The sequence below is a fragment of the Salininema proteolyticum genome, from assembly GCF_042685645.1.
GTDB classification, from domain to species: Bacteria; Actinomycetota; Actinomycetes; order Mycobacteriales; family Micromonosporaceae; genus Salininema; species Salininema proteolyticum.
The window spans coordinates 937,086-961,647 of sequence record NZ_JBHUNX010000001.1; the positions used below are offsets into that span (position 1 = coordinate 937,086).

At 68.0% G+C, this 24,562-nt stretch carries 22 protein-coding genes; 6 read left to right on the forward strand and 16 right to left on the reverse strand.

The window, feature by feature from the left end; translation table 11 throughout:
* Nucleotides 1–96 precede the first annotated feature (96 nt).
* On the reverse strand, nucleotides 97–852 hold the full coding sequence (locus ACFTE1_RS04445) for a tyrosine-protein phosphatase (RefSeq protein ID WP_380618608.1): 756 nt from the start codon (nucleotides 850–852) through the stop codon (nucleotides 97–99).
* 179 nt (nucleotides 853–1,031) lie between these two features.
* Complete coding sequence (locus ACFTE1_RS04450; RefSeq protein ID WP_380618606.1) at nucleotides 1,032–2,249, reverse strand: DUF349 domain-containing protein; 1,218 nt, start codon at nucleotides 2,247–2,249, stop codon at nucleotides 1,032–1,034.
* A gap of 106 nt (nucleotides 2,250–2,355) precedes the next feature.
* Between ACFTE1_RS04450 and miaA the strand changes: the two genes are divergently transcribed.
* A complete protein-coding gene (gene miaA / locus ACFTE1_RS04455) occupies nucleotides 2,356–3,387 on the forward strand; it encodes a tRNA (adenosine(37)-N6)-dimethylallyltransferase MiaA (protein ID WP_380762598.1) in 1,032 nt (343 codons plus the stop codon).
* On the opposite strand, the gene ACFTE1_RS04460 is transcribed toward miaA, so the two are convergent.
* The 5 genes from ACFTE1_RS04460 to nadA all read right to left on the reverse strand — a co-directional run bounded on the left by ACFTE1_RS04460 (nucleotide 3,384) and on the right by nadA (nucleotide 9,586).
* Complete coding sequence (locus ACFTE1_RS04460; protein ID WP_380618602.1) at nucleotides 3,384–4,382, reverse strand: aldo/keto reductase family protein; 999 nt, start codon at nucleotides 4,380–4,382, stop codon at nucleotides 3,384–3,386. The two genes, miaA and ACFTE1_RS04460, sit on opposite strands and share 4 nt — an antisense overlap.
* A gap of 78 nt (nucleotides 4,383–4,460) precedes the next feature.
* On the reverse strand, nucleotides 4,461–5,546 hold the full coding sequence (locus tag ACFTE1_RS04465) for a WG repeat-containing protein (protein ID WP_380618600.1): 1,086 nt from the start codon (nucleotides 5,544–5,546) through the stop codon (nucleotides 4,461–4,463).
* Nucleotides 5,547–5,834: 288 nt separating this feature from the next.
* Nucleotides 5,835–6,518: a DUF3043 domain-containing protein gene (locus tag ACFTE1_RS04470; protein ID WP_380618598.1), complete on the reverse strand. Its 684-nt coding sequence runs from the start codon at nucleotides 6,516–6,518 to the stop codon at nucleotides 5,835–5,837.
* Nucleotides 6,519–6,747: 229 nt separating this feature from the next.
* The gene (gene murA / locus ACFTE1_RS04475) at nucleotides 6,748–8,094 is read right to left on the reverse strand and encodes a UDP-N-acetylglucosamine 1-carboxyvinyltransferase (protein ID WP_380618596.1); all 1,347 of its coding nucleotides are present in this window, start codon (nucleotides 8,092–8,094) and stop codon (nucleotides 6,748–6,750) included.
* Between the two features lie 325 nt (nucleotides 8,095–8,419).
* Nucleotides 8,420–9,586: a quinolinate synthase NadA gene (nadA, locus tag ACFTE1_RS04480; protein WP_380618594.1), complete on the reverse strand. Its 1,167-nt coding sequence runs from the start codon at nucleotides 9,584–9,586 to the stop codon at nucleotides 8,420–8,422.
* Nucleotides 9,587–9,786: 200 nt separating this feature from the next.
* Here nadA and ACFTE1_RS04485 point away from each other — a divergent pair, with 200 nt between their 5' ends.
* The 3 genes from ACFTE1_RS04485 to ACFTE1_RS04495 all read left to right on the forward strand — a co-directional run bounded on the left by ACFTE1_RS04485 (nucleotide 9,787) and on the right by ACFTE1_RS04495 (nucleotide 11,854).
* Nucleotides 9,787–10,833 carry a glycerate kinase gene (locus ACFTE1_RS04485; RefSeq protein ID WP_380618592.1) on the forward strand — a complete coding sequence of 349 codons (1,047 nt, stop codon included), beginning with the start codon at nucleotides 9,787–9,789 and terminating at the stop codon, nucleotides 10,831–10,833.
* Nucleotides 10,834–10,898: 65 nt separating this feature from the next.
* Nucleotides 10,899–11,249 carry an iron-sulfur cluster insertion protein ErpA gene (gene erpA, locus ACFTE1_RS04490; RefSeq protein WP_380618590.1) on the forward strand — a complete coding sequence of 117 codons (351 nt, stop codon included), beginning with the start codon at nucleotides 10,899–10,901 and terminating at the stop codon, nucleotides 11,247–11,249.
* A gap of 203 nt (nucleotides 11,250–11,452) precedes the next feature.
* Complete coding sequence (locus ACFTE1_RS04495; protein ID WP_380618588.1) at nucleotides 11,453–11,854, forward strand: hypothetical protein; 402 nt, start codon at nucleotides 11,453–11,455, stop codon at nucleotides 11,852–11,854.
* An 88-nt stretch (nucleotides 11,855–11,942) separates the two neighbouring features.
* Here the strand turns inward: ACFTE1_RS04495 and ACFTE1_RS04500 are convergent, their stop codons facing one another.
* From ACFTE1_RS04500 to ACFTE1_RS04540, 9 genes are all read right to left on the reverse strand, one after another.
* A complete protein-coding gene (locus ACFTE1_RS04500; protein ID WP_380618586.1) occupies nucleotides 11,943–12,866 on the reverse strand; it encodes an ABC transporter permease in 924 nt (307 codons plus the stop codon).
* Entirely contained in the window at nucleotides 12,859–13,905 is a 1,047-nt protein-coding gene (locus ACFTE1_RS04505; RefSeq protein WP_380618584.1) for an ABC transporter permease, read from the reverse strand. The genes ACFTE1_RS04500 and ACFTE1_RS04505 overlap by 8 nt, the downstream gene beginning before the upstream one ends.
* 136 nt (nucleotides 13,906–14,041) lie before the next feature.
* Complete coding sequence (locus ACFTE1_RS04510; protein ID WP_380618582.1) at nucleotides 14,042–15,814, reverse strand: ABC transporter family substrate-binding protein; 1,773 nt, start codon at nucleotides 15,812–15,814, stop codon at nucleotides 14,042–14,044.
* Nucleotides 15,815–16,099: 285 nt separating this feature from the next.
* Entirely contained in the window at nucleotides 16,100–17,098 is a 999-nt protein-coding gene (locus tag ACFTE1_RS04515) for an ABC transporter ATP-binding protein (RefSeq protein WP_380618580.1), read from the reverse strand.
* Nucleotides 17,091–18,122, reverse strand: a complete 1,032-nt coding sequence (locus ACFTE1_RS04520) for an ABC transporter ATP-binding protein (protein WP_380618676.1) — start codon at nucleotides 18,120–18,122, stop codon at nucleotides 17,091–17,093. The genes ACFTE1_RS04515 and ACFTE1_RS04520 overlap by 8 nt, the downstream gene beginning before the upstream one ends.
* 6 nt (nucleotides 18,123–18,128) lie before the next feature.
* On the reverse strand, nucleotides 18,129–19,046 hold the full coding sequence (locus tag ACFTE1_RS04525) for an ABC transporter permease (RefSeq protein WP_380618578.1): 918 nt from the start codon (nucleotides 19,044–19,046) through the stop codon (nucleotides 18,129–18,131).
* Nucleotides 19,039–20,049, reverse strand: coding sequence for an ABC transporter permease (locus tag ACFTE1_RS04530; RefSeq protein ID WP_380618576.1), 1,011 nt, complete (start codon nucleotides 20,047–20,049; stop codon nucleotides 19,039–19,041). The genes ACFTE1_RS04525 and ACFTE1_RS04530 overlap by 8 nt, the downstream gene beginning before the upstream one ends.
* Nucleotides 20,050–20,136: 87 nt before the next feature.
* Nucleotides 20,137–21,783, reverse strand: a complete 1,647-nt coding sequence (locus tag ACFTE1_RS04535) for a peptide ABC transporter substrate-binding protein (protein ID WP_380618574.1) — start codon at nucleotides 21,781–21,783, stop codon at nucleotides 20,137–20,139.
* Nucleotides 21,784–21,844: 61 nt separating this feature from the next.
* A complete protein-coding gene (locus ACFTE1_RS04540) occupies nucleotides 21,845–23,035 on the reverse strand; it encodes a cysteine desulfurase family protein (protein WP_380618572.1) in 1,191 nt (396 codons plus the stop codon).
* A 171-nt stretch (nucleotides 23,036–23,206) separates the two neighbouring features.
* On the opposite strand from ACFTE1_RS04540, the gene ctaC reads away from it, so the two are divergent.
* Together ctaC and ACFTE1_RS04550 are read left to right on the forward strand one after the other, a co-directional pair.
* Nucleotides 23,207–24,106 carry an aa3-type cytochrome oxidase subunit II gene (gene ctaC / locus ACFTE1_RS04545; RefSeq protein WP_380618570.1) on the forward strand — a complete coding sequence of 300 codons (900 nt, stop codon included), beginning with the start codon at nucleotides 23,207–23,209 and terminating at the stop codon, nucleotides 24,104–24,106.
* Nucleotides 24,107–24,116: 10 nt separating this feature from the next.
* Nucleotides 24,117–24,560 (forward strand): cytochrome c oxidase subunit 4, encoded by a 444-nt coding sequence (locus ACFTE1_RS04550; RefSeq protein ID WP_380618568.1) that lies wholly within the window; start codon nucleotides 24,117–24,119, stop codon nucleotides 24,558–24,560.
* The last annotated feature ends 2 nt before the right edge of the window (nucleotides 24,561–24,562 follow it).

Here is a 24,562-nt window from a genome sequence, read left to right on the forward strand (position 1 = left end):
GCAACACGATAATCCCGACGGGATGATCAGGCAACTGATTTTCTCTATACTTCCTGTTCAAACACCCGTCGGTTCATCGCTCTGCGTGACGCCGCCCTATTCCACGAGTGCCTCGCGCAGGTCCTCCACCCTCTCGAAGCCGATGACCTTCGCGTAGGTCTCCATGGACCGGAAGCGCTCCCGCACCAGCTGGAAGGCCTCGATCATGCACTCGGCGCGGCTGGGCTTCACCCTGTCGTGCCGGGGCGGGCCGTACTTCGCGTCGCGGAAGGCCTTCCACCGCCGCGTGCCGAAGGTCGTCAGCTCGTAGTCGGCCGCGATGTCCTCGTCGCTCACCCCGGCCAGGGCCAGGGCCACCGCCACGACGATGCCGGTGCGGTCCTTGCCCGCCATGCAGTGGACGAGGGTCGTCTCGCCGTCGGCGATGACGTTCAGCGAGTCGCGGACCCCCTCCCAGCCCGACTCCAGCATGGAGGCGTAGCGCTGGGCGAGGAAGCGCCTCTTCTCGCTCTCGGAGACCGGGTCGGCGTCGGTGAAGTCGAAGCGCTGCCAGGGCAGGTGGACGAGTTCGAGGTGGTGAAGCGTCTGGATCCCGGAGGCGGGGAAGACTCCGTGGTCGCGCCGCTCGGCCTCGCGGCGCAGGTCGACGATGTGGCGGATCTTCGCCTCGCCGTGCGCGTACTCCAGGTCGGAGGCGGTGGCGTGCTTCCAGTTGTCGGAGCGCAGGAGCACGCCTGTGCGAATGCGGTGCCCGTCGAGGGTGGCGAGGCCGCCGACGTCGCGGAAGTTGAAGACCCCCTCGGTGGGGAGGAAGCAGTCGGGGAGCGGCTGGGACGGGGACGGCAGGGACATGGTCCGGCCTCACTTCCATACGGAGTCGGTGCTTCACAGTCCGCCACAGTCTATGTCCGCGCCCGAGCGGCAGTCAACCGCCCGGTATGGCGAAACCGGTGCCCCGCATGCGGAAAGGGGCGGAGACCCGCGGGTCTCCGCCCCTTTCCCTCAGCGTCGGCGCCCCGTCCGGGCGGTCGTCACTTAGCGGCTTCGGCCAGCTCCAGGAACTTCTTCTTGGAGGCCAGCTCTTCCTCGGCCTTCTTGACGCGCTTGGCGTCGCCGTCGGCCTTGGCCCGCTCCAGCTTCTCCTCGGCCTCCTGGACCTGCTGGCGCATCTGCTTCAGCAGCGGGTTGTCCTCGACGGGGACCTTGCGCCAGGCGGAGTCCATGGCGTCGCGCAGGGCGTCCTCCACCTTGCGCAGGCGGCGCTGCGTCTTGGCGTGGGCCTTGCGCGGCACGGGGCCGATCTCGCCCCAGGAACCCTGGATCTCGCGGAACTTCTGCTGGGCGGCCTTGGGGTCGGCGTCGATGTCGATGGCCTCGGCCTGCTGGAGAAGGACCTCCTTCTCCTTGAGGTTGTTCTCGTACTCCGCGTCGCGGGCGCTGAACACGGCCGAGCGGGCGTCGAAGAACTTGTCATTGGCGGCGCGGAAGCGCTTCCAGGCCTTCTGCTCCGCGTCGGGAGCCAGGCGGCCGACCTCTTTCCACTCGGTCATGAGGCCCTTGAGCGCGTCGGCGGTCGGGCCCCAGTCGGTGGAGTCGGCCAGCTCCTCGGCGCGCTTGATCAGCTCCTCCTTCTTCGCGGCGTAGACCTTCCTCTCGGAGTCCAGCTGCGAGAAGTAGGCCCCGCGGCGCCGGGTGAAGGCGTCGCGCGCGGCGGAGAAGCGGCGCCAGAGCTTCTGGTCGGCCTTGCGGTCGACGCCGTGGATCGACTTCCACTCGTCGACCATGGCGCTGAACCGCTCGCCGGTGGCCTTCCACTGGCCCTCGCGGCCCGAGAGCTCCTCGGCCTCGGCGACCAGCGCCTCCTTGGCGGCCAGGGCCTCGGCCTTCTCGGCCTCCTTGGCGGCCTTGAACTCCGAGACGCGCGCCTCGGCGTGCTCGGCCAGGTCGTCGACCCGCTTCGAGAGCGCGTCGACGTCGCCGATGACGGCGGCCTCGCCGAGTCCTTCGCCGATCTTCCGCAACTGCGCGGAGGCCTGCTCCACGTCCGCCGAATCCGAGTTCAGGCGCGCGGCGATCAGGTCCACCTCGGTCACGAGGTCCTCGAACTTGCGTGCGAAGTGGGCTAGTCCTTCCTCGGGGGTTCCTGCCTGCCATGAGCCGATCGCACGCTCTCCGGCGGAGTTTTTCAGGTAGACAGTCCCATCGGCATCGACCCGGCCGAAGCGGGTGAGGTCTCCAACTTCACTCATCGCGCTAATCTCAAATCCTTCACACGTGTTTCAAGGGAGTTCTAGCCGTACTTTACGGTGGGTAAAAGCCGGCCGCCTACCGGGGTCCGATCCAAGGTCGCGGAAAATGCGGCAAACCGCCCATCCACGTCGCGCCTACCAGGCGCCCGACTCTCCGAATCGAAAGGGCAGTGAGTTGAATCGATACGGTAGTGACCACCCTAGCCTACCGCTGCCGCTGGCCGTGGTCGTAGGCCCCACCGCGGCCGGCAAGACCGCGCTGTCGGTCGCGCTCGCCGAGAGGATCGGCGGCGAGGTCGTCAACGCCGACTCCATGCAGCTCTACCGGGGTATGGACATCGGGACGGCCAAGATCACCGAGGAGGAGAAGCGTGGTGTTCCCCACCATGCCTTCGACCTCTGGGACGTCACCGAGCCCGCCGACGTCGCTCGCTACCAGGCCGCCGCCCGCGCCGCGATCGAGGACATCGCCGCCCGCGGAAGGCGTCCGGTGCTGGTCGGCGGGTCGGGCCTCTACGTCCAGGCCGCCGCCGACGTCATGGAGTTCCCCGGCACGGACCCCGAACTGCGCGCCCGGCTGGAGGCCGAGCTGGAGGAGAAGGGCTCCGGAACGCTGTGGAGGCGCCTGAGGGAGAAGGACGCCGAGGCCGCCGAGGGCATCCTGCCGTCCAACGGGCGGCGCATCGTGCGGGCCCTGGAGGTCATCGAGCTGACCGGTTCGTTCAAGGCGACCCTGCCCGAGCCGCGGCCTTACTATCCGGCCGTGCGCGTCGGGGTGGACATGGACACCCCCGCGCTCGACGAGCGGATCGAGCGCCGCGTCGACCTCATGTGGGAGCGCGGCCTGATCGGCGAGACCCGCGAACTGGAGTCCCGCGGCCTCCGCGAGGGCCGCACGGCCTCCCGCGCCCTGGGCTACCAGCAGGTCCTGAAGTTCCTGGCCGGAGAGTGCTCCGAGGCCCAGGCCCACGCCGAGACGGTGTCCAAGACCCGCCGCTTCGTGCGCCGGCAGCGCTCCTGGTTCAAGCGCGACGGCCGCATCGAGTGGCTGAACGCCGCGGGCGACGACCTCCTCGCGAAGTCCGAGGAGATCGTCGCCCGGGCGGATGCCGAGTTCCGGCGGGAGGCCGGCGCCTAAGCGCGCGGCTTGGGCGAGACGGTCAGGTTCGGGTCCTTCTGGCTGACAGGGTCGAGGATCTCGTTGATCTTCTCGTAGGCGTCCCGGTCGAGCTTCACGCCCGAGGCCTTGACATTGTCCTTGACCTGCTCGGGGCGCGTGGCGCCGATGATGGCCGCCGAGATCGCCGGGTTGTGCAGGACCCAGGCCAGCGCCAGCTGCGCCATGGACAGGCCGTGGTCGGCCGCGATGGGCTCCAGCTCCTGGACGGCCTCCAGCAGGCCCGGCTTCTCCAGGGTGTTCTTCATGAAGCCGCCGTAGCGCTCGTGCGAGCCGCGCGTGCCGGCCGGCGGCTCCTGGCCCGGCTTGTACTTGCCGGTCAGGACGCCCTGGGCCAGGGGGGACCAGACGATCTGGCCCATGCCCAGCTCCATCGAGGCGGGGATGACCTCGTCCTCGATGACGCGCCACAGGGCGGAGTACTGCGGCTGGTTGGACACCAGCTGGATGTTCAGGTCCCGCGCGAGCGAGTGGGCCCGGCGGATCTGGTCGGCGGTCCACTCGCTGACGCCGATGTAGTGCGCCTTGCCGGCGTGGACGATGTCGGCGAAGGCCTGCATCGTCTCCTCCAGCGGAGCGTCGTGGTCGAAGCGGTGGGCCTGGTAGAGGTCGACGTAGTCGGTCTGCAGGCGGCGCAGCGAGTCGTCGATCGAGGCCATGATGTGCTTGCGCGACAGGCCGCGGTCGTTCTTGCCCTCTCCCATGGGCCAGTAGACCTTCGTGAAGATCTCCAGGCCGTCGCGGCGCTGGCCCTTAAGGGCCCTGCCGAGGACCTCTTCGGCGGCGCCGCGCGCGTAGACGTCGGCGGTGTCGAAGGTGGTGATGCCCTCGTCGAGAGCCGCGTTGACGCAGGCGACGGCCGAGTCCTCCTCGACCTGTCCGCCGTGGGTGATCCAGTTGCCGTAAGCGAGTTCGGTGATGACGAGGCCGGAACGGCCCAGATGACGGTTCTCCATGGGCTCCAGCTTACCGCTCGGCTAGGACGGTTTCACGGGGGAGAGGCCGTTGTAATCTCCGCACGATCGGGAATACGGCTACAGCGGCCCGTCGTCGATGACGATGAGGCCGTCGAGCCTGGCGACCGCGTCCTCCTGCGTCGCCAGCATTGTCGCGACGTCCCGGCCGTCGTGCGACAGGGCCGCCCACGAATAACCGTCTATTGTGGCCACATATCCGGCGGCGTGCGCGACGATCGTCCGGTACCGGAACGGCACGATGACCCGGCCGGTCCGGCCGACCACGCCCGTCTTGCCGTGCTGGGCCGCCACCGCCGCCCCGGCGACGAAACCGGTGATGGTCACGCCGCCGACCGTAGGGGTGTACAGCGAGTCGTAGATCAGCGGCACCACGAGGTTCCCCGCGCGGTCCACCGCTCCCCAGCGGTCGGTCTTGACCGCCGCGATCCCTCCCCGGAAGGAGCCCGCGTTCGCGAACTGCGCCGCGATGCGCACCGATGAACCGTCGGGGGAGAGGAACCCCCACAGGCCCGACTGCGGGTCCTGGAATGCCTCGGGGGCGGGGAATCCGGCCCGCTCCGGCCACGGCCTCGGCAGCGGGCCGAACCCGTCCGCCGGGAGCCGCTTCTCCAGCGTCGCTATGCCCGTCTCGACGATGTGCAGGATGAACTCGTGGGAGTTGTCCTCGACGGCCTCCTCGAAGCGCACCAGCGCCTCGGCCGCCCGGCCTCCCTGCAACGCGCAGAGACCGGCGTAGGCGCGGACGGCGCCCACCAGGGTCATGGGGATCTCGCCGCGTTCGGCCAGGGCGTAGAGCCGGTCGGCCTCGCCGAACCGCTTCTTCGCCCGCAGCGCCTCCGCCAGGCGGGCCCGGGCCGGCGACAGCAGGTAGTCCGCCCCGACGGCCTCGGCCGACGTGAGGCCCGTGATCGCGTCGGTCTCGGCCGCGTCGGTCTGGCCGAGCATGCGCGAGGCCACCGAGCGCACCCCGTACAGACGCGACTGGTCGGCGTCGTTCTCGTAGTGGCGGATCCGGATCGTCGCCTCCTCCTGGATACGCCGGACTACGGCGGAGTCCAGGACGGCGTGCTGCAGGGACTCGGGATCCAACGACCCGGTCTCCCGGGCCAGTCCCGCGCGCAGGTCGGAGGCGACATCGGCCACGGCTACCGCTTTCGCTCAGGTCTCAGGGCAAGAGTAAATGGGGAGGCCGGCGTTCCGGCCCGTGGCCTATATACTACAGAACGCGGGGACCCCGCGCCTCCCTCGCGAGCGTTGTTCCATGCGCCTCAGCGCGATTCCCGAGCCGACTCCTTCCGCGCCGGGCGGTCGGGAGGGCGTTCGAGCGCCGTCGGCGGGCGCCTCCCGCATTGATCGAGAACGCCCGAGATCCGTCGGGGACGGACTCGGGCGTCGTCGCGGTGCGTCCCTCCCCTCGGGGAGGGACGGCGGTCAGTCCTTGATGACCTTGCCCAGGTCGTCTTCCTTCGCCTTGTACGTCATGCGGATCCGCGGCTGACGCATGGAGCGGAACATGATCGACCGGGAGATGACGTACCAGGCCAGGCCGGCCGAGCGCTCGGAGTTGTCCGGATAGCGCTTGTTGACCAGCCGCTTGGTCTTGCGGACCAGGATCACCGAGTCGACGACCACGGAGAGGAGGATGACCAGCCAGATGAGGTTGATCGCGAGGTTGCCGTAGGCGCCGATGCCCGTGGCGATCACGGGGGAGAGGATCAGCAGGGCGATGGCGAAGAAGAACAGGTACTGGGCCACGTTGCGGCGCGAGTCGACGATGTCGCGCGCCAGCAGGCGGACCTTGCCCTTGTCGCGGGGCAGGTGGTACTGGTCGTAGAGCGGGTCGCCGCGCCACTGGCCCTCGCTGATCTTCGCGCGCTCGCTGCGGCGCGCGTCGCGGAAGGCCTTCTTCTCCTCCTTGGACTTGGGAGTGGCGGCCTTGCGCTGCTGCCGCATCTCCTTGTAGCTCATGGGCGGGTTGGCCGGAGGGCGGGCCTTCTGCTTCTTCGGCTGTTTGGGCGTGGCCTTGCCCTTCTTGTCGGTCGCGCGCCGTTCCTCGGCGGTCTCCTCGACAGGGTCCTCGGCCTTGTCAGTGGCTTTCTCGGGCTTTTTCGCCACGGTGCACTCGCCCTTTCTGCAAAAAGGAGGTGGATTGATCGGATACAAGCTTAGCCGGGCGCCCGGGCTCCGCGCACAGAGGAGGCCGCCGAGTTCGCCACAGAACCCGGCGGCCTCCCGACTCCTATGGGGATCCGGCGACCGGACCGCCCGCGTACGGCGCCGCCGTTCCGGTATGACTGTATTAATACGGTCGTATTAATACAGTCATACCGGAACGGCGGGCCCGTTACGGACGCTCGACGTTGGCGCCGAGGCCGCTGAGCTTGGCCTCGAAGTCCTCGTAGCCGCGCGTGATGAAGCGGTCGACGCCGTAGATCCGGCTGGTGCCCTCCGCGGCGAGCGCCGCGATCAGGTGGCTGAAGCCGGCCCGCAGGTCGGGGATCTGCACGTCGGCGCCGTAGAGCTTGGTCGGCCCGGCGATGACGGCGGAGTGCTGGAAGTTGCGCCGTCCCCAGCGGCAGGGCGTCCCGCCCAGGCACTGCGAGTACAGCTCGATGTTGGCGCCCATCTGGCGCAGCTCCCGCGTGTAGCCGAAGCGGCTCTCGTAGACCGTCTCGTGCATGATCGACAGGCCGTTGGCCTGGGTCAGGGCGACGACGATCGGCTGCTGCCAGTCGGTCATGAGGCCCGGGTGCACGTCGGTCTCCAGGGCGACGGGCTTGAGCTCCCCGCCCGGGTGCCAGAAGCGGATGCCGCCGGTGTCCGGGGTGTCGTCGATGGTGAACTCGCCGCCGATGGAGCGGTAGACGTTGAGGAACGTCATCATGTCCGCCTGCTTGGCGCCCTTGACGAAGACGTCGCCGCGCGTGGCGAGGGCGGCCGAGGCCCAGCTGGCGGCCTCGATGCGGTCGGGGATCGCGCGGTGCGAGTAGCCGTGCAGCTCGTCGACGCCCACGATCTCGATGACGCGGTTGGTGTGGACCTGGATGATCGCGCCCATCTGCTGGAGGATGGCGATCAGGTCCATGATCTCCGGCTCGATGGCGGCGTTGCGCAGCTCCGTGGTGCCCTCGGCGAGAACGGCGGTGAGCAGGATCTGCTCGGTGGCGCCGACCGAGGGGTAGTCCAGCTCGTACTGGATGCCCTTGAGACGCTCCGGCGCGCTCAGGTGCATGCCCTCGGCGGACTTGTCGACCTGCGCGCCGAAGTGGCGCAGAGCCTCGATGTGGAAGTCGATCGGGCGGCCGCCGATGTTGCAGCCGCCGAGGTCGGGGATGAAGGCCTTGCCGAGGCGGTGCAGGAGGGGCCCGCAGAAGAGGATCGGGATGCGGCTGGAGCCGGCGTGGACGTTGATCTCCTCGGTGCCGGCCAGCTCCACCCTGGTGGGGTCCATGTGCAGGGTGTCGCCGTCGAGGTCGACCTCGACGCCGTGGACGCGCAGGAGTCCCGTGACCACCTCGACGTCGCGGATCTTCGGCACGCTCTTGAGGGTGGAGGGCGTGGTGCCCAGTAGGGCGGCGACCATGGCCTTGGAGACGAGGTTCTTCGCGCCCCGCACGGTCACTTCGCCCTCGAGGGGCGCGCCGCCGTGGACGATCAGTACGTCTTCGGGGGCTCCAGCTTTGTCGTTCAAGAGTTCTCCTCGGCACCAGAGAATAAGGATAAAGAAGCGCCTTCACAATAGCCGATGGCGCTCTGTGAGGACGTGTGACCCGGGACGAAACGGACAGTGATTATGGATACCACCCCTACTCCCGGCGGCATCCCACGGTAACACGCTTCGTCACCCGGAAAGGCCGTCGTCGGCGCGGACCGGGGCCGTTTCCGCGCCCGGGCGTCCGCCGGAGCGCTCCGGAGTGCTCCGGGGGCACGGACCGGTTCCGGACGCGGGACGGCCGCCCCGCGGGTCTCCCTCGACCTCGCGAGACGGCCGTCCTCGGTCGTCGGGGGCCCGTGCCCTACGGTAGGGCGAGCATCCGGTCCAGCGCCTTGCGGGCCGCGGCGGCCTCGCCGGGCTCGACGCTGATGACGTTGGGCACCCGCCCCTCGACGAGCTCTTCCAGGGCCCACACCAGGTGGGGCAGGTCGATGCGGTTCATCGTGGAGCAGTAGCACACGGTCCGGTCCAGGAACGAGATGTTCTTGTCCGGGTGCTCGTTCGCCAGCCGGCGCACCAGGTTCAGTTCCGTGCCCACGGCCCACGAGCTGCCCGGCTCGGCGTCGGCCAGCGCGCGGATGATGTACTCGGTGGACCCGACGTAGTCGGCGGCCTCCACCACCTCGTGCTTGCACTCGGGGTGGACGAGGATGTTGACCTCGGGGTCCTTCCGGCGCATCTCCTCGACGCAGTCGAGGGTGAAGCGCCCGTGGACCGAGCAGTGCCCGCGCCACAGGATGATCTTCGCGTCGCGCAGCTCCCGCTCCGTCAGGCCCCCGTTGGGCTTGAACGGGTTGTACAGCACGCAGTCGTCCAGGTCGAAGCCCATCTCGCGGACCACTGTGTTGCGGCCCAGGTGCTGGTCGGGGAGGAAGAGGACCTTCCCCTTGCGCTCATAGGCCCAGTCCAGGGCCCGCTTGGCGTTGGAGGAGGTGCACACGACGCCGTCATGGCGCCCCACGAAGGCCTTGATGGCCGCCGAGGAGTTCATGTACGTCATGGGCAGCACGTCGTCGGCCACCCCGGAGGCCTCCAGGTCGGCCCAGCACTGGTCCACCTGCGAGGCGGTCGCCATGTCGGCCATGGAGCAGCCGGCGGCCAAGTCGGGCAGGACGACCTTCTGGTCGGCGGTGGTCAGGATGTCGGCCGACTCGGCCATGAAGTGCACGCCGCAGAAGACGATGTACTCCGCCTCCGGGCGCGCCGCGGCCTGCTGGGCCAGCTTGAACGAGTCTCCGGTCACGTCGGCGAACTGGATGACCTCGTCGCGCTGGTAGTGGTGGCCGAGGATGAACAGGCGGTCTCCGAGCTTCTCCTTGGCGACCCGGGCCCGTTCCAGCAGGGTGGGGTCGGAGGCCGGGGGGAGGTCGCCGGGGCAGTCGACCCCGCGCTCGCTGTCGGAGTCGGAACCGCGTCCCAGCAGCAAGAGGGCCGTCTGGGTGGGTGATGGTTCTGCAAAACCGGTCATTCCCCCAGTCTTACACACCACACCCCGGGATTCACCTCGCCATAACCCGCTTCACACCGAGCGGGCCCATTCGGGGACTCTGAGCGGTCCCGGGCCGGCCGCCCCCGGGCACGCAGGGCGACGGCGCGATAGTGAGGAGGATACCTAGGGGAACTCCAATGAACGGTGGCAAACTGGCCGCGGCGCCGTATCTTGGGGTCATGCGAGTTCTCATCGCCCCTGAATCCATCACCCGCTCCGCGCCGCAGGCCGCCAAGGCCCTCGCCGAGGGGTGGACCAGCGTGCGCCCCGGCGACACCGTCGACCGGCTGCCCCTCTCCACCGGAGGCCGGGGCTTCCTCGCGACGGTCGGCGCGCTCGACGGGGACATGCGGATCGTGGACCTCACGGTCCCCGGTTCCGGCGGATCCTCCGTCACCGCTTACTACTTGTCCGACGGCACGACCGCCTACCTCGAAGCGGCGCACACCTGCTCGGCCGACGCCGACCCGGCGACCGCCTCCTCGACCGGACTGGGGCACCTCATGGGCCACGCCGTCGAGTCCGGGCACACGCGCCTGGTCATAGGCCTCGGCGGAACGCTCACCCAGGACCTGGGCATGGGCATGCTCGGGGCCCTGGGCTGGAGCCTGCGCGACGCCGACGGCCGCGTGCTCCACCCCTCGCCGCAGTACTTCACGCAGGCGGCCTCCCTCTCCTACCCCTCCCGCGAGAAGACCGTGGGACTGACGGCCCCCGACGGACGGCCCGTCGCCGTCACCGCGGTGACCGACACCTCCCGGCCGCTGTCCGAGCTGCGCGGCGACCCGCGGCTCGAAGCGCCCCAGGTCTACGTCGCCAGCCTGGTCCAGGCGCTGCTCGGGCAGCACAACCTGCAGGGGCGCTCCGGGACGGCCTCCGGGGGAGGACTCGGCTTCGCGCTCGCAGCGCTGGGCGCCGACCTGGTGCCGGCCGTCGCCTATATAGGGGAGAGCTTCGGCCTCGACCAGCACGTGCGGGAGGCCGACCTCGTCGTCACCGGCACCGACGCGCAGTCCGACAGCCTCGCCTCGCACCTGCTCGACCTGGCCGACAAGTTCGACAAGGAGGCGCTGGTCATGGCGCCGCAGACGGGAGCGGAGCGCCTGGCGGAGTCCACCGCGGTCTACCGCCTGCCCCAGGGCAGCCTGGACCTGCGGGCTCTGGCCTCGCGGGCGGCACGGGAATGGGAATCCTCACGAGCCGGTGTCACGGCGCGACGGGAATAGTGCAGAATGAGGAGACGTTGGATAAGGTTGAGAAGTCATCTAAGAGTACCGAGAGGGAGCCAGACGTGAGCCAACAGACTGCCGAAGCCGCCACCGGTGTGGTGCTGACCGACACTGCCGCCGAGAAGGTCAAAGCCCTCATCGAGCAGGAGAACGAACAGGGCCTGGCCCTCCGCGTCGAGGTCTCCCCCGGCGGTTGTTCCGGCCTGCGCTACGGCCTCTACTTCGACACCGACCGCCGCGATGACGACAAGGTGTTCACCTACGACGGCTTCGAGGTCGTCGTGGACAAGATGAGCCACCCCTACCTGATCGGCGCGTCGATCGATTTCGCCGACACCATCCAGCAGCAGGGCTTCACCATCGACAACCCGAACGCCCAGGGCTCCTGCGCGTGCGGAGACTCGTTCCACTAGGACGAACCGGAACATCACCGAGACCCCGGCCCGAGCGGCCGGGGTCTCGTCGCGTCCCGACCCGGAACCAGGTGGAGACTTTTGTCGATACTTCACATGCATGGTCCGTTTCGGGAAGTGGCGCAATGGGATTCTGCAATCCCGTGTGACGGGGCTCCCTAGAATCGGAGGAAAGTCCTCTCTTGAGAAAGGAGCTTTCCACGATGAACGCTCTGCGGCGGTTCTCGGCCGCCTTCGGACTCGCGGCCGTCATGGCCTCCACACCGGCGGCCGTCCATGCCGCCGAGAACGATTCCGGGCCGACGGCCGGCGAACCCTCCGTCTCCATCCTCTCCAGCTGCGGTGACAGCAGGAAGGTCACCCTCGGATACTGGCCCAGCTACTCGGGCGAGGCCTACTGGAAGGTCACCTGCTCGGGCGGGAAGACCACGATCCGGGGCTGGCACAAGGACCTGAAGGCCGACGGCGACTGCGTCCAGGTCTACGGCTCGGTCGGCTCCCAGTCGTTCTACACTCCCAAGGCCTGCCCCAAGGGCGAGCGCGAGTCCTGGACCCGCACCCTCAGCGGGACCTCCAACATCAAGGTCTACGCCCGGCTCGTCTGACCCCGGCGGCCGGCCGTCCCGACGAAGAGGAAGGGGTCCCCGCCGCGGCGGGGACCCCTTCAACGCTCTCTCATCGCGGCCGGGAGGCCTACTTCCGCTGGATGGTCTGGCGCGGGTCGAACGCGTCGCGCAGGCCGTCGCCGATGAAGTTGAACGTCATCAGCAGCACCACCAGGGTCAGACCCGGGATGAAGAACAGCCACGGCTTCTTGTCCATGTCGTCCACCCCGCTCTCGACCAGCATTCCGAGCGACACCTCGGGGAGGTTCAGGCCCAGGCCGAGGAACGACAGGGCCGCCTCGGTGAGGATCGCGACGACGATGGCCAGCGTGGCCGACACCAGGATGATGCCCGTGACGTTGGGCAGCAGGTGCTTGACCACGATGCGGAGGGTCGAGGAGCCCATGGCCTGCGAGGCCTCGATGAACTCCCTCTGCTTGAGCGACAGGACCTCCGCCCTGACCAGTCGGGCCGTCCCCACCCAGCCGAGCACGCCGATGGTGAAGGCGATGTGGTACCAGCGCGGAACGCCGAAGGCGGTGACCACGGTGGCGGCGATGATCAGGAACGGGATGATCAGCAGCACGTCCACCACGCGCATCATCAGCGCGTCGACGACGCCCCCGAGGTAGCCCGAGACCGCCCCCCACAGGGAACCGAAGATGACGTCGCAGACGGCGACGACGACGGCGATCTTCAGGGACGTCTGGATGCCCTGCATGATCATGGCCATCTGGTCGGCGGCGCCCCGGATGGTGCCCATGGGGTGCTCCGGGCTGGGCGGGCCCGCGTTGGGGATCTCGGCGGGCTTCAGCCCCGGCTCCCACCAGTAGAAGAACGGGCCGACGAACGCGAAGACGACGAACAGGCCCAGGATGAACAGCGAGATCACCGCCATCCGGTGGCGGAAGAAGCGGCGCGCGACCAGCCTGGTGAGGCTGACCTCCTCGGAGAACAGCTGCTCGGACTCGTAGGCCGCCTGCGGACGGGAGGAGACTTTGGTGTCACTCATAACGGATCCTCGGGTCTAGAACGCCGTACAGAAGGTCGGAGATGAGGACCGCGATCACGGTCAGCACTCCGGAGAAGATCAGGAACGCCTGGATGGCGAAGGTGTCGCCGCGTGTCAGCGACGTGGAGAAGAACCGCCCCATCCCGTCCCAGTTGAAGATCGCCTCGGTGAGGATGGCGCCGGTGATGGACAGGACGATGGCGGCCGGGGCGAGCGTAGCCATGGGGATCAGCGCGTTGCGCAGGGCATGGCGCCGCACCACCGTCCGGTTCGGCACGCCCTTCGCCCTGGCCAGGCGGACGTAGTCCGAGTGGAGCACCTCCAGCATCGCCGAGCGCTGGTAGCGGCTGGCGGCGGCGTAACCGGTGAGCATGAGGACGATCGTTGGCAGCACCAGGTGCCCCAGCTGGTCCATGAAGTGGTCGAAGGTCGTGAAGTCCGCGGTCCCCGCCTGACTTCGGTCGTTGACGGTGCCGAAGAAGCTCGTGTCGGTCGACTTGTTGAAGCTGACGCCGAGGCCCTTGACCACCGCCGCGAACCAGAAGGTCGGCATGGCCAGGCAGACGAACCCGACGGTGGTGAGGACGTAGTCGACCATCCGGTACTGCCGCACGGCCGATATCACTCCGAATATCATCGCCAGGCCTATGGAGAACACCGAGCCGGCGAAGATGAGCTTGAAGGTCGGGTAGACCCGCTTGGCCAGCTCCGATCCGATGTCGAAGGAGTCGCCGCGGGTGGAGGGCCCGAACTCCCCCTGGATGATCCCCATGTCCCCGCGGTCGTCGCCGAACCCGGTGAGCCACAGCCAGTACCGCTCCGGGAAGGACCGGTCGTAGTAGTACTTCTGCGCGTAGAGCTCGACGGAGTTCTCGACGTCCTCGGGCTTGAGGTCGCGCTCGCCGGCCTGCTGCTGCAGGGTGACGCGGTAGGTCTCCACCGGGTCGGTGGACATACTGGAGAGGGTGAACGTGATGAAGGAGGCCGCCAGGATCACGGGGATCATGATCAGCAGGCGCCGTATGGAGTACTTGAGCATGTGCGGTGCCTTGTCGGTCGGTTTCGGTGGGCCCTCGGCGGAGGTGGACGGGAGGGCCCGGGACGGAGGGCCGGGCCGGCGATCGGTCCGATGCCGGCCCGGTTCGGTCGTTCGAGAGAGGGAGGCTCAGGCCTTCCTACTGCTCGTAACCCTCCTTGAAACCCCACTCCGCGACGTTGTAGAGGGAGATCTCCTGGGTGGATCCGTTGGGACGGACGTTGACCAGGTTCTTGTCCCACGCGACGATGTTGGGCTGCGTCAGGGTCGGCAGGACCCAGTACTGCTCGGCGGCCAGCTTGTAGGCCTCGTTCTCGAGCTTCGCGGCCTCGTCGATGTCGAGGGTGGTCAGGGCCTTCTCGGCGGCGGCGTCGACGGCCTCGTCGGAGTATCCTCCGTAGTTGTTGCCGCCCTCGGTGGCCCAGTAGGCGAAGGACGTGCCGGCGAAGGCCGGGGTGCCGCTCCATCCGAACAGGGTCATGTCGAACTCGCCGTTGGACAGCGAGGTGCCGAACTCGTCGGGCGCGTTCGGGACGACCTCGGAGGAGATACCGAGCTCTTCGAGGTTGTCCTTGGCGACGTTGAGGGCGATGCCGCGCAGTTCGGCGCTGGCGCCGTGCGTCATCTTGAAGGTCTTGACCTCTTCGCCGTCGGGAGTCATGAGCTTCTCGCCCACGCCGGTGTAGCCGGCGTCCTCGAGGATCTTCTTGGCCGCGTCGATGTCGCCCGAGCCGGTGCCGGACTCGGAGATCGCGTCCTCGAAGTAGGGCGAGTTCTCGGAGAAGACGTGGTTCTTGCGCGGCTCCATGTCCTCGACGTAGGGGCCGAAGGTGGCGTCGATGATGGCCTGGACGTCGATGGCGGTCATCATGGCCTTGCGCAGCTCCACGTCGTCGAGGAACTCGCTGCGGGTGTTGAAGTCGATGTGCTCCCACACCGAGGCGTCGTGGATGGTGGACACGGCCCGCTCGGCGTCGCCGATCTGCTCGGCGAAGGCCGGCTCGAAGCGCGGGAACATCACGTCGACCTCACCGTTCTCGAAGGCCGTGAGGGCCGACGAGGCGTTTCCGATGACGTTGATGTGGATCTTGTCCAGCGTCGGCTTGGTCTCGCCGTACCAGTTCTCGTTGGGCACGAGAGTCAGCTTGGCGGCGTCGCCCTCTTCGACCGAGCCCTCCTCGATCATGTAGGCGCCGCCCGACCAGGTCGGGACGGTCTCGTCGAACCAGGCGATGGCCTTGGCCATCTCTTCGGGGTCGTTCTTCCAGTCGAAGCCCTCCTCGGTGGCGACCGAGCCGGGGTAGGTGATCGGAACGCCGATCATCCACTCGGGGTCGAGGTAGCCCTCGGCGTAGGTGACCTCGATGCCGCCGTCGTTCTCCTCGATCGACTCGACGTTGTCGCCCCAGCTGGTGGCGACCGGGTCGCAGTCGATGGTCGGGGAGCACAGCTCCTCGTCGGTGGTGCTGGAGTACCACTCGAGGAGGAAGTCGTCGATCGAGCCGATGGGCTCGCCGTTGCTCCACACCGCGTCCGGGTTGAACTCGTAGCGGACCTTCATCGGGTCCTCGGAGATCAGCTCGGGCTCGGAGGCCATGGCCTCCATGTCGTGCTCGTACGTCTGGTCCGGCAGGAACCCGCCGGTCTGCGGCTCGATGACCGACAGCGGGTAGCGCAGGTACACCGAGTTCGAGGTGGACTTGTTGATGAACCAACCGTCCCAGGCCTGCGGGATGGAGACGACGATCTCGCCGCCGTCGGCCCGCTCGCCCGAGTTGCAGGTGTTCGGGTTGTCGTCGCACTCTTCGAGGCCGCCGACGTTGGTGTCGGAGCCTCCCCCTTCGCCGCACGCGGCGAGCAGCAGGGTGCTCGCCGCGCCGAGGGCGAGGGCTGCTTTGGCTGAGGTTTTCACTAGATCCTCCGTGGGACAGTGGATTTTCGGGTTGATGGTTAAACACTGCCCGTGTGGCCTGCGAAACAGAACCCTGGTTGTCAAATCGTTATTGCGCGGTGGGTAATTAGATACAGACATGGATTACTGGAGATGTCTCAGTGTCTGAAGTGGGAAAAGAGCACGATGTGACGGATGTTGCGGATGTGAAAAAAGTGAAGGGTGTCGTCTCCCGGACCTAGTCCGGAAGACGACACCCTGTCGGTGTCTCCCTTGTGGCGGCGCGGGACCGCCCTCGCCCGAAGGCTAAGAGGCCACCTCCGAGCCCGCGTGGAAGCAGGCCGCCGGATGCGGAGCGCCGTCCGAGGCCGCCAGCGGCGGCTCCGACTCGGCGCACTCGTCCGTCGCCTTCCAGCAACGGGTGCGGAAACGGCAGCCCGACGGCGGGTCCAGCGGCGAGGGGACGTCGCCGGTCAACTCGATCCGCCCGCGCGACTCGCGCGCCGTCGGATCGGGGACCGGAACCGCCGACATGAGCGCCTGCGTGTACGGATGCGTCGGCCGCGCGTAGATCTCGGCCGACTCGCCCTGCTCGACGACCTTGCCCAGGTACATGACCGCCACCTCGTCGGCGATGTGCCGCACCACGGCCAGGTCGTGCGCGATGAACACGTACGACAGCTCCAGCTCGCGCTGCAGCTCCTCCAGCAGGTTGATCACCTGCCCCTGGATCGAGACGTCCAACGCGCTCACCGGCTCGTCGCACACCAGCACCTTGGGGCGCAGCGCCAGGGCCCGGGCGATCCCGATGCGCTGGCGCTGCCCGCCGGAGAACTGGTGCGGATAGCGGTTGAGGTGCTCGGTCGCCAACCCGACCAGGTCGAGCAGCTTCTTGACCTCCTCCGTCCGCCGGGAGCGCGGCACCACGTCGGGGTGGATCTCGAAGGGCTCGCGCACGATGTCCCCGACGGTCATCCGCGGGTTCAGCGACGTGTACGGGTCCTGGAACACCAGCTGGATGTCCCTCCGGATGGGGGCCATCTTCCGCTGGCTCATCCGCGAGATGTCGGTCCCCAGCACCCGCACCGAACCCTCGGTCGGCTTCTCCAGGCCCACCATCAGCTTCGCGAGCGTCGACTTGCCGCAGCCGGACTCGCCGACCACGCCCAGCGTGCGCCCCTTTTCCAGACGCAGCGACACGCCGTCGACGGCCTTGGCCGTCGCCACCGTCCGCTTGACGACCACGCCCTCCCGGACCGGGAAGTGCTTCCTGAGGCCGTCGACCTCGAGTACCGGCTCACTCATCGCCGTAGACCTCCTTCGCGAAGTGGCAGCGGGACGAGTGGTCCCCGGCCACGGCCAGCTCGGCGGGAACCTCCGTGGCGCACTTCTCGCGCGCGCGGTGGCACCGCGGATGGAAAGAGCAGCCGCCCGGCAGCGCCTGCGGGTTCGGCGGAAGGCCGCCGATCACCTCCAGCTCCCGCCCGGCCCCGTCGATCCGCGGGATCGCCCGCAGCAGGGCCTCGGTGTACGGGTGCGACGGGTGCGCGAACAGCTCCCGGATGGGAGCGGTCTCCACCACGCGGCCGGCGTACATGACCGCCACGTCGTCGGCCACGTCCGCCACCACGCCCAGGTCGTGCGTGATGAGCACCAGGCCCATCTGCCGCTCCTCCTGGATCTCCTTGAGCGTCTTCATGATCTGCGCCTGCACGGTGACGTCCAGGGCCGTGGTCGGCTCGTCGGCGATCAGCACCTCGGGGTCCAGCGCGAGCGCCATGGCGATCATGACGCGCTGGCGCATGCCCCCGGAGAACTCGTGCGGGTAGTGCTTGACCCGGTTCTTCGCGTCGGGGATGCCCACCATGTCGAGCAGCTCCACGGCCCGCTTCTTCGCCGAGCGCCGGTCCATGCCGCGCCGCACGCGGAAGAGCTCCCCGATCTGGTGGCCCACCGTCCACAGCGGATTCAGGGCCGACAGGGCGTCCTGGAAGACCATCGCGATGTGGTCGGACTTCACCTGCCGGCGCGTCTCCGCCGACTGCCGCAGCAGGTCGACCCCGTGCAGCCGGATCTCCCCGCCCGTGATGTGCCCGGGCGGCGAGGGCACGATGCCCATGACCGCCTGGGAGGTCACCGACTTGCCCGAGCCGGACTCGCCGACGATGGCGAGGGTGCGGCCCTTCTGGAGCGTGTAGGAGACGCCGTTGACGACCTTCACGCGCTCGCCGCGCATGTCGAACTCGACGAGGAGGTCCTCGACCTCCAGCAGCGGCGCGTCGGGATCGGCCCCCGGCAGGGTGTCCTTGATTCCGATAGATGTGTCCAGCATCGGCTACCTCAGTTTCGGGTCGAGGGCGTCGCGCAGGGCGTCGCCGAAGGTCGCGAAGGCGTACACGGTCAGCACCAGCAGCGCCAGCGGCCACAGGAACAGGTAGGTGTAGCCGCCGCCGGCCCACTCGGTGCCGTCGGAGAGGAGGATCCCCCACGAGGTCGCCGGGGGCCGGATGCCGATGCCGAGCACGGCCAGCGCGGACTCGGTGATGACGATGGTGCCCAGGGTCGTCGGGACGACGGCGGTGATGGGCACGATCGCGTTGGGGAGGATGTGGCGCATCATGATGCGCCGGTCCTTGGCCCCCAGGCAGCGGGCCGAGACCACGTAGTCGAGGCTCTTGGTCTCGATCGTCGCCGCCCGCGCGTAGCGGCAGAACTCCATCCACCCGAACAGGGTCAGCGCCAGGGCCGCCGGCAGGACGGCCACGAGTATGTTGCCCGTGCCGCCGCGGCTGGAGAAGAGGCTGAGGAGGAGGATGGCGCCCAGCAGCATCGGGATGACGATGAAGACGTCGAGCGCGCGGGAGATGACCGTGTCGACCCAGCCGCCGTAGTAGCCGGCGAGGATGCCCAGGGCTAGTCCGATGAGGACGGACACGATGATGACCGACAGGGCCAGCAGCAGGGTGGGCCGGGTGCCGTGGACGATCTTGGCGGCGAAGTCGCAGCCGAAGGCGTCGGTGCCCAGCGGGTGCTCTCCCCGCAGCCACTGCTCGGGTCGCTGCCTCGCGTCGAGCCCGTTGCAGACGCGCGGGTCCGCGCTGGTGAACAGCGTCGGGAAGGCCGCCATGACGGTGACGAAGAGGAGGATGACCACCGAGATGATCACGTCCACCCGTCTGCGCATGGTCCGGAAGGCGTCCTTCCACAGCGAGGCCTGAGCCTCGGTCTCAGGTTTCTCTGTCACTTCACTCATAGCGGATCCTCGGGTCTAGCACGGCGTAGAGCATGTCGACGATGAGGCTGACGATGACCACCACCACGGCGCTGACCGTCAGTCCCGTGATGACGAGGCTGGTGTCCTGCCTCTGCACGGCCTGGAAGATGATCCGGCCCATGCCCGGGATGCCCATGACGCCCTCGGTGAGGACGGCTCCGGAGAGCATGAACGCGAAGGTGTAGCCCACGCCGGTGACGATGGGGATCATCGAGTTGCGCAGCACGTGGACGACGGTGATGCGCGTCTTCTTGAGCCCCTTGGCGTCGGCGGTGCGGACGAAGTCGGCGTTGTAGTTCTCCAGCTGGCTGGCGCGCACCAGTCGCGTCAGCGTCGCCAGGCCCACGAAACCGAGGATGATGCCCGGGATGATGATCGTCACCCAGGGGTACTCCGGTGAGAAGGTGGGTCTGAAGAGGTTGCCCATGAAGGAGTCCGACCCCCATATCCCTCTGGCCCACTTCGTCAGCGGAACGGCGACGACGTAGACGTAGAACAGGAGAATGAGGAAGACCGGCACCGAGTCGATGAGGATGGTCGTGTAGCGGACGGCGTGGTCGCGCAGCCCGCCGCGGTGGCGGGCCGCCCAGGTGCCCAGCAGCAGGGCGAGGGTGACGAGCACGATCGTCGAGAAGAGGAAGAGGCGCAGGGTGTTGGGGATGGCGGTGACGAGGACCTCGGAGACGTCCTGGTTGCCGTTGAGCGTGCGCCCGAAGTCGCCCTGGAGGTAGTTGCCGAGCCTCGTGAAGAAGGGCCCGACGCACGGGTCGCCCGGTCGCTCGTAGCAGGCGTTGTCGAGGCCGTACATCTTCTCGATCTGCTCGACCATCGCCGGGTCGGGAGTGCGGTCGCCGCCGAGGAACAGCAGCGCGGGGTTACCGCGGATCTGCACCGACAGCGCCATGAGGTAGTGGAGGACGAAGAGCACGATCCCCAGTGTCATCAGGGATTGAAGCAGCCTCCGCAAGAAATATCGTCCCATGTAAATGATCCGTTTCCTTGGTCCGGAGCGGCGACGGCCGCGGGCGGGGGAGGAAGCCCCGCACCGCGGCCGTCTATGTCGAAGGTGTTACTTGATCTCGATGATGCGCAGCTCGGCGTCGCCGCCGGGGCCGTTGTACATCGGGTTGACGACGACGTTGTCCACCCGCTCGGAGTAGAAGTAGTTGACCTTCTCCACCCAGATCGGGGCCGCCGGCATGTCCTCCGCGAGGACCTCCTCGGCCTTCACGTACTCCTTGATGGAGTCCTCCATGGTGTCCGCGGCTCCGGCGTCGTTGAGGGCCTTGGTGAACTCCTCGCTGTCGTAGCCGAAGTCGTTGGTGGCGGCGCCGCCGCCGTAGATCGGGTCGAGGTAGTTCTCGTTCATGTTGTAGTCCGGGGCCCAACCGCCGCGGAACGGGCCGTCGAGCTTGTGCCCCTCGCGCGCGGCGAGGAACTCGGGCCACTGCATGGGAACGGTCTCGTACTCGATGCCCAGGGCGTTGGAGATGGAGTCGCCCACGGCCTTGAAGACGTCGAGGTTGTCGTTGGAGTCGTTGACGTAGATCTTGAACGTCTCGCCCTCCGGCCATCCGCCGGCCTCGTCGAGCAGCTTCTTGGCGCCCTCCGGGTCGTACTCGCAGTCCTCGCCGCACAGGCCCTGGCCGCCGCCCATGATGGTGGACGGGACCCAGCTGTCGAACGGGTTGGCGCGGTCGGGGTCGATGACGTTGATGACGCCCTCGCGGTCGATGGCCTTCGAGATGGCCCGGCGGACCTTCACGTCCTCGAACTTCTCGTCGTACATCGGGAAGCCGAGGTACAGGATCGAGGTGTCGTCCTGCTGGATGCGGCGCTCGGCCAGCAGCTCGTCGTTCGCGGCGGCCTCGGCCTTCGCGGCCGGCGGGCGGCACACGTCGATGTCGCCGGTCATGAAGTCGGCCCAGCAGTCGGTGCCCTCGAGGTACGTCTTGTACTTGACGCCGTCGATGTTGGGCTTGTCGCCCTGGTAGTCGTCCCAGGCGACCAGCGAGCCGCCGTTGTTGACGTCGTACTCCCCGTCGACCATGAACGGGCCGTTGCCGATCGGGGACTTCTCACACGCCTCGACGTCGTCCAGGCACTCCTGCGCGACGGGCAGGAACGCCTCGTAGCCGAGCATGGTGGAGAACCCGGCGAACGGGCGGTTCAGCGTGACCTCGAGCGTGTATTCGTCCACGGCCTTCAGGCCGGACAGCTCCTTGGTCTCGACCTCGCCGTACTCGGGGGTCTCCGGGTCGGCCCACTCCTCCTCGGGCAGCGGGTCCGGGTTCATCGCGTCGTAGCCCTCGATCGTCCCCATGAAGTAGTTCAGGGGAAGGGCGTTGGGAGCGTAAGCGACACGGTTCCAGTTGCGGATGAACGCCTCGGCGTCCACCGGCTCGCCGTTGTGGAACTCGCGGCCCTCGACGATCTTGATCGTCCAGGTGGTGTTGTCCTCGGTCTGGACGTCCTCCGCCAGGATCGGCGTCGGCTCGCCGGTGTTGGCGTCGTAGTAGTAAAGGCCGTCGTAGATGTTGCGGATGATGCGGAAGCCCTCGGACTCGCCCGATCCGCCGGGCACGAGGCTCCGCACTTCGCCGATGTGCATGTTGAGGGTGTTGTCCCCGTCGTCACTACCGCCCCCGGCGCCGCAGGCGCTGAGCGTAAGCGCGGCCACGAGTCCCGTGGCGGCAAGCGCTTTGGTTCGCCTCATCGCAAACCCTCCAGTATCAGTGTGTTGTGGCTGACTGTGGGAGCGAGGCTACCAAGCTTGTTTAGTGATGGCGGTCATCCGTTGTCGAAACGTTATGCCATAGGTCCTCGGTGTATACATACAACACGATATGTAAGCGTGACATAGCGCGAATACGTCCGACGACTTCCGGGAGCGCTTCCAGGAATCGCTCCACATCGTCCTCCGCTGTGCCGTACCCGAACGACAGGCGCACATTGCCGTGGCTGAGGACCCCCATGGCCGTGAGCACATGGGACGGGCGGTACCGGTTCGACGCGCAGGCCGATCCCGACGAGACGGCGAAGCCCTCCCGGCTCAACTCCGACAGCAGTACCTCCCCGTCCACGCCCAGGCACGAGAACGTGACGATGTGCGGCAGCCGGTCCACCGGATCACCGGGCACCTCCACCTCGCCCACCAGATCGGGAACCTCGCGGCGCACGTACTCCGTCAACGCGCGCACCCTCTTCGACTCCTCGTCGCGCACACCGACCGCATGCCTCAGCGACGCCGCCGCGGCGACCGCCGCCGGCACGTTGATCTCGCCGACCGCCTCCTGCGGCGAGGCGTCGTCCCCGGGGAAGGGGAGGCGCCACCGAGTCCCCGTCCGCACCACCAGGATCCCGCAGCCCGCCAGGCCGCCCCACTTCCGAGGGCTCGCCGCCAAGACCGACCAGCCCTCCGGCGCCGCCTCCCACGGCAGGCTCGCCGCCGCGTCGCACACCCACGGCCGCGCCGGATCCGCGACCCCGCCCGAGCAGTGGGCGGGAATGGACTGACGCGTGCCCACCTCGTGATTGGCGCTCTGCACGACGAGGACCTCCGGGCCCCCGGCCTCCGCCGAGGAGTCCACGCGGCCCAGGCGGTCCACCGGGAGCTCGCGCACCGCTCCGCCGCGCTCGCGGTGCCACTCGGCCGCGTGCAGGACCGAGGAGTGCTCGATGTCCCCGTACGCCACCGTCGCGGTCGGGCCCAACGCCTTCACTGCGCCCAGTAGCCCGTAGTGCACGGCCTGTGATCCCGAGGGTGTGAAAACGACCTCATCGGCCCTCGCGCCGATCGACTCCGCGACGGAGGCACGGGCCGCCTCCAGGAGCATCCGAGAGCGCCGTCCCAGGGTGTAGAGGCGCCCGGGCCTGGCCCAGCCTTCGCTCAAAGCCGCAGCGTAGGCATCACGGGCGGCGGCCTGGGGCGGCATCGCCGAAGCGGAGTCGAAATAGATGTCGGCCACGTCCCCAATGTATAGGACACGCCGCATTCGGCCCAACCCCTTTGCACCGTGGCCTAGACTTAACCGATAGGCTCTAACCCGACAACGACCGCTCGCCCGACGCCGCCAGACTCTCCAGACCGGCGGACGACAGCGGTCCTATCCCACAAGCGCCCAGAAAGGCTTGAGCAGGTGGTCGGAAAACCGTTCCGCAAAGCTCGCGGCCGTACCCGCCGCACCCTAGGTCTCGTCGCCCTTGCGGCGGTCCTCCCGGTGGTGCTCTCCGGATGCAGCCTCGTAGACGCGTTCCATCTAGGCTGGCCCACGAGCCAGCCAACAGAGCAGTCCGAGAAGATGATGAACCTCTGGGTCGGAGCGGTCATCGCCTCGCTCGCCGTGGGCGTCATCGTCTGGGGACTCACCTTCTGGTGCTGTGTCGCCTACAAGAAGAAGAGCGACGACCTCCCGCCGCAGACGAAGTACAACATGCCGGCGGAGATCACCTTCACCGGCCTGCCGATCGTCATCATCGCGGTCCTCTTCTACTTCACCGCCACTTACCAGACCGACATCACCGAGCTGTCCGACGACTCGGACCTCGACGAGCAGGTGACCGTCACCGCCCTCAAGTGGAACTGGCAGTTCAAGTACGGCTCGCCCGACGAGGTCACCGTCGAGAACGAGAACGGCCAGGAGTACGTCGAGAAGGGCGACAGCGACTATATCCCGGTGCTCGTCGTCCCCGAGGGCAAGGTCCGCTTCAACGGCGAGTCCAAGGACGTCATCCACTCCTTCTGGGTGCCGGACACGCTCTTCAAGCGCGACGTCATCCCCGGCCGCGACACCGCCTGGGAGTACGACTTCACCTCCACCGGCACGTTCGTCGGCCGCTGCGCCGAACTGTGCGGCGCCTACCACGCGTTCATGAACTTCGAGATGCGCGTCGTGTCCCAGGAGGACTTCGACGTGTTCATCAGCGAGGTCGAGGGCGGCGCCTCCACGCCGGAGGCCCTCGAGGCCATCGGCCAGGAGCCCTACGCCCAGACGACCACTCCGTTCGAGACCGGCCGCGAGGCCGGTGTGGAGAAGTAAGGGGCCTGCGATGAAGACCGAGAACAAGATCTTCCTCTCCGTCACCGTCACGATGTTCATCTTCGCTGCCATCTACGGCTACTGGACGAGCATCAACGAGAACCCGGCCTACGGCACGCCCGGCGGCGTCGAGTGGGTGGGAACGGTCGCGCTCGTCATGTCCGGCCTCCTGACCGGCATGATCTGGGCGGCGTTCCTGCTGATCTCCCGCCGTATCGACCCGCGTCCCGAGGACCGCGAGGACGGCGAGATCTCCGACATCTCCGGACCGGTCGGCTTCTTCAGCCCCGGCTCCTACTGGCCGCTGGGACTGGCCCTGTCCTCCGTCCTGGCCGGCCTGGGCCTGGTCTACATGGTCACCTGGGTGATCGTGGCCGGCGGCATCGCGCTGCTGCTGACCGTGGGCGGATACCTGTTCGAGTACTACACCGGAACCCGTCCTTCGGAGGGATGACC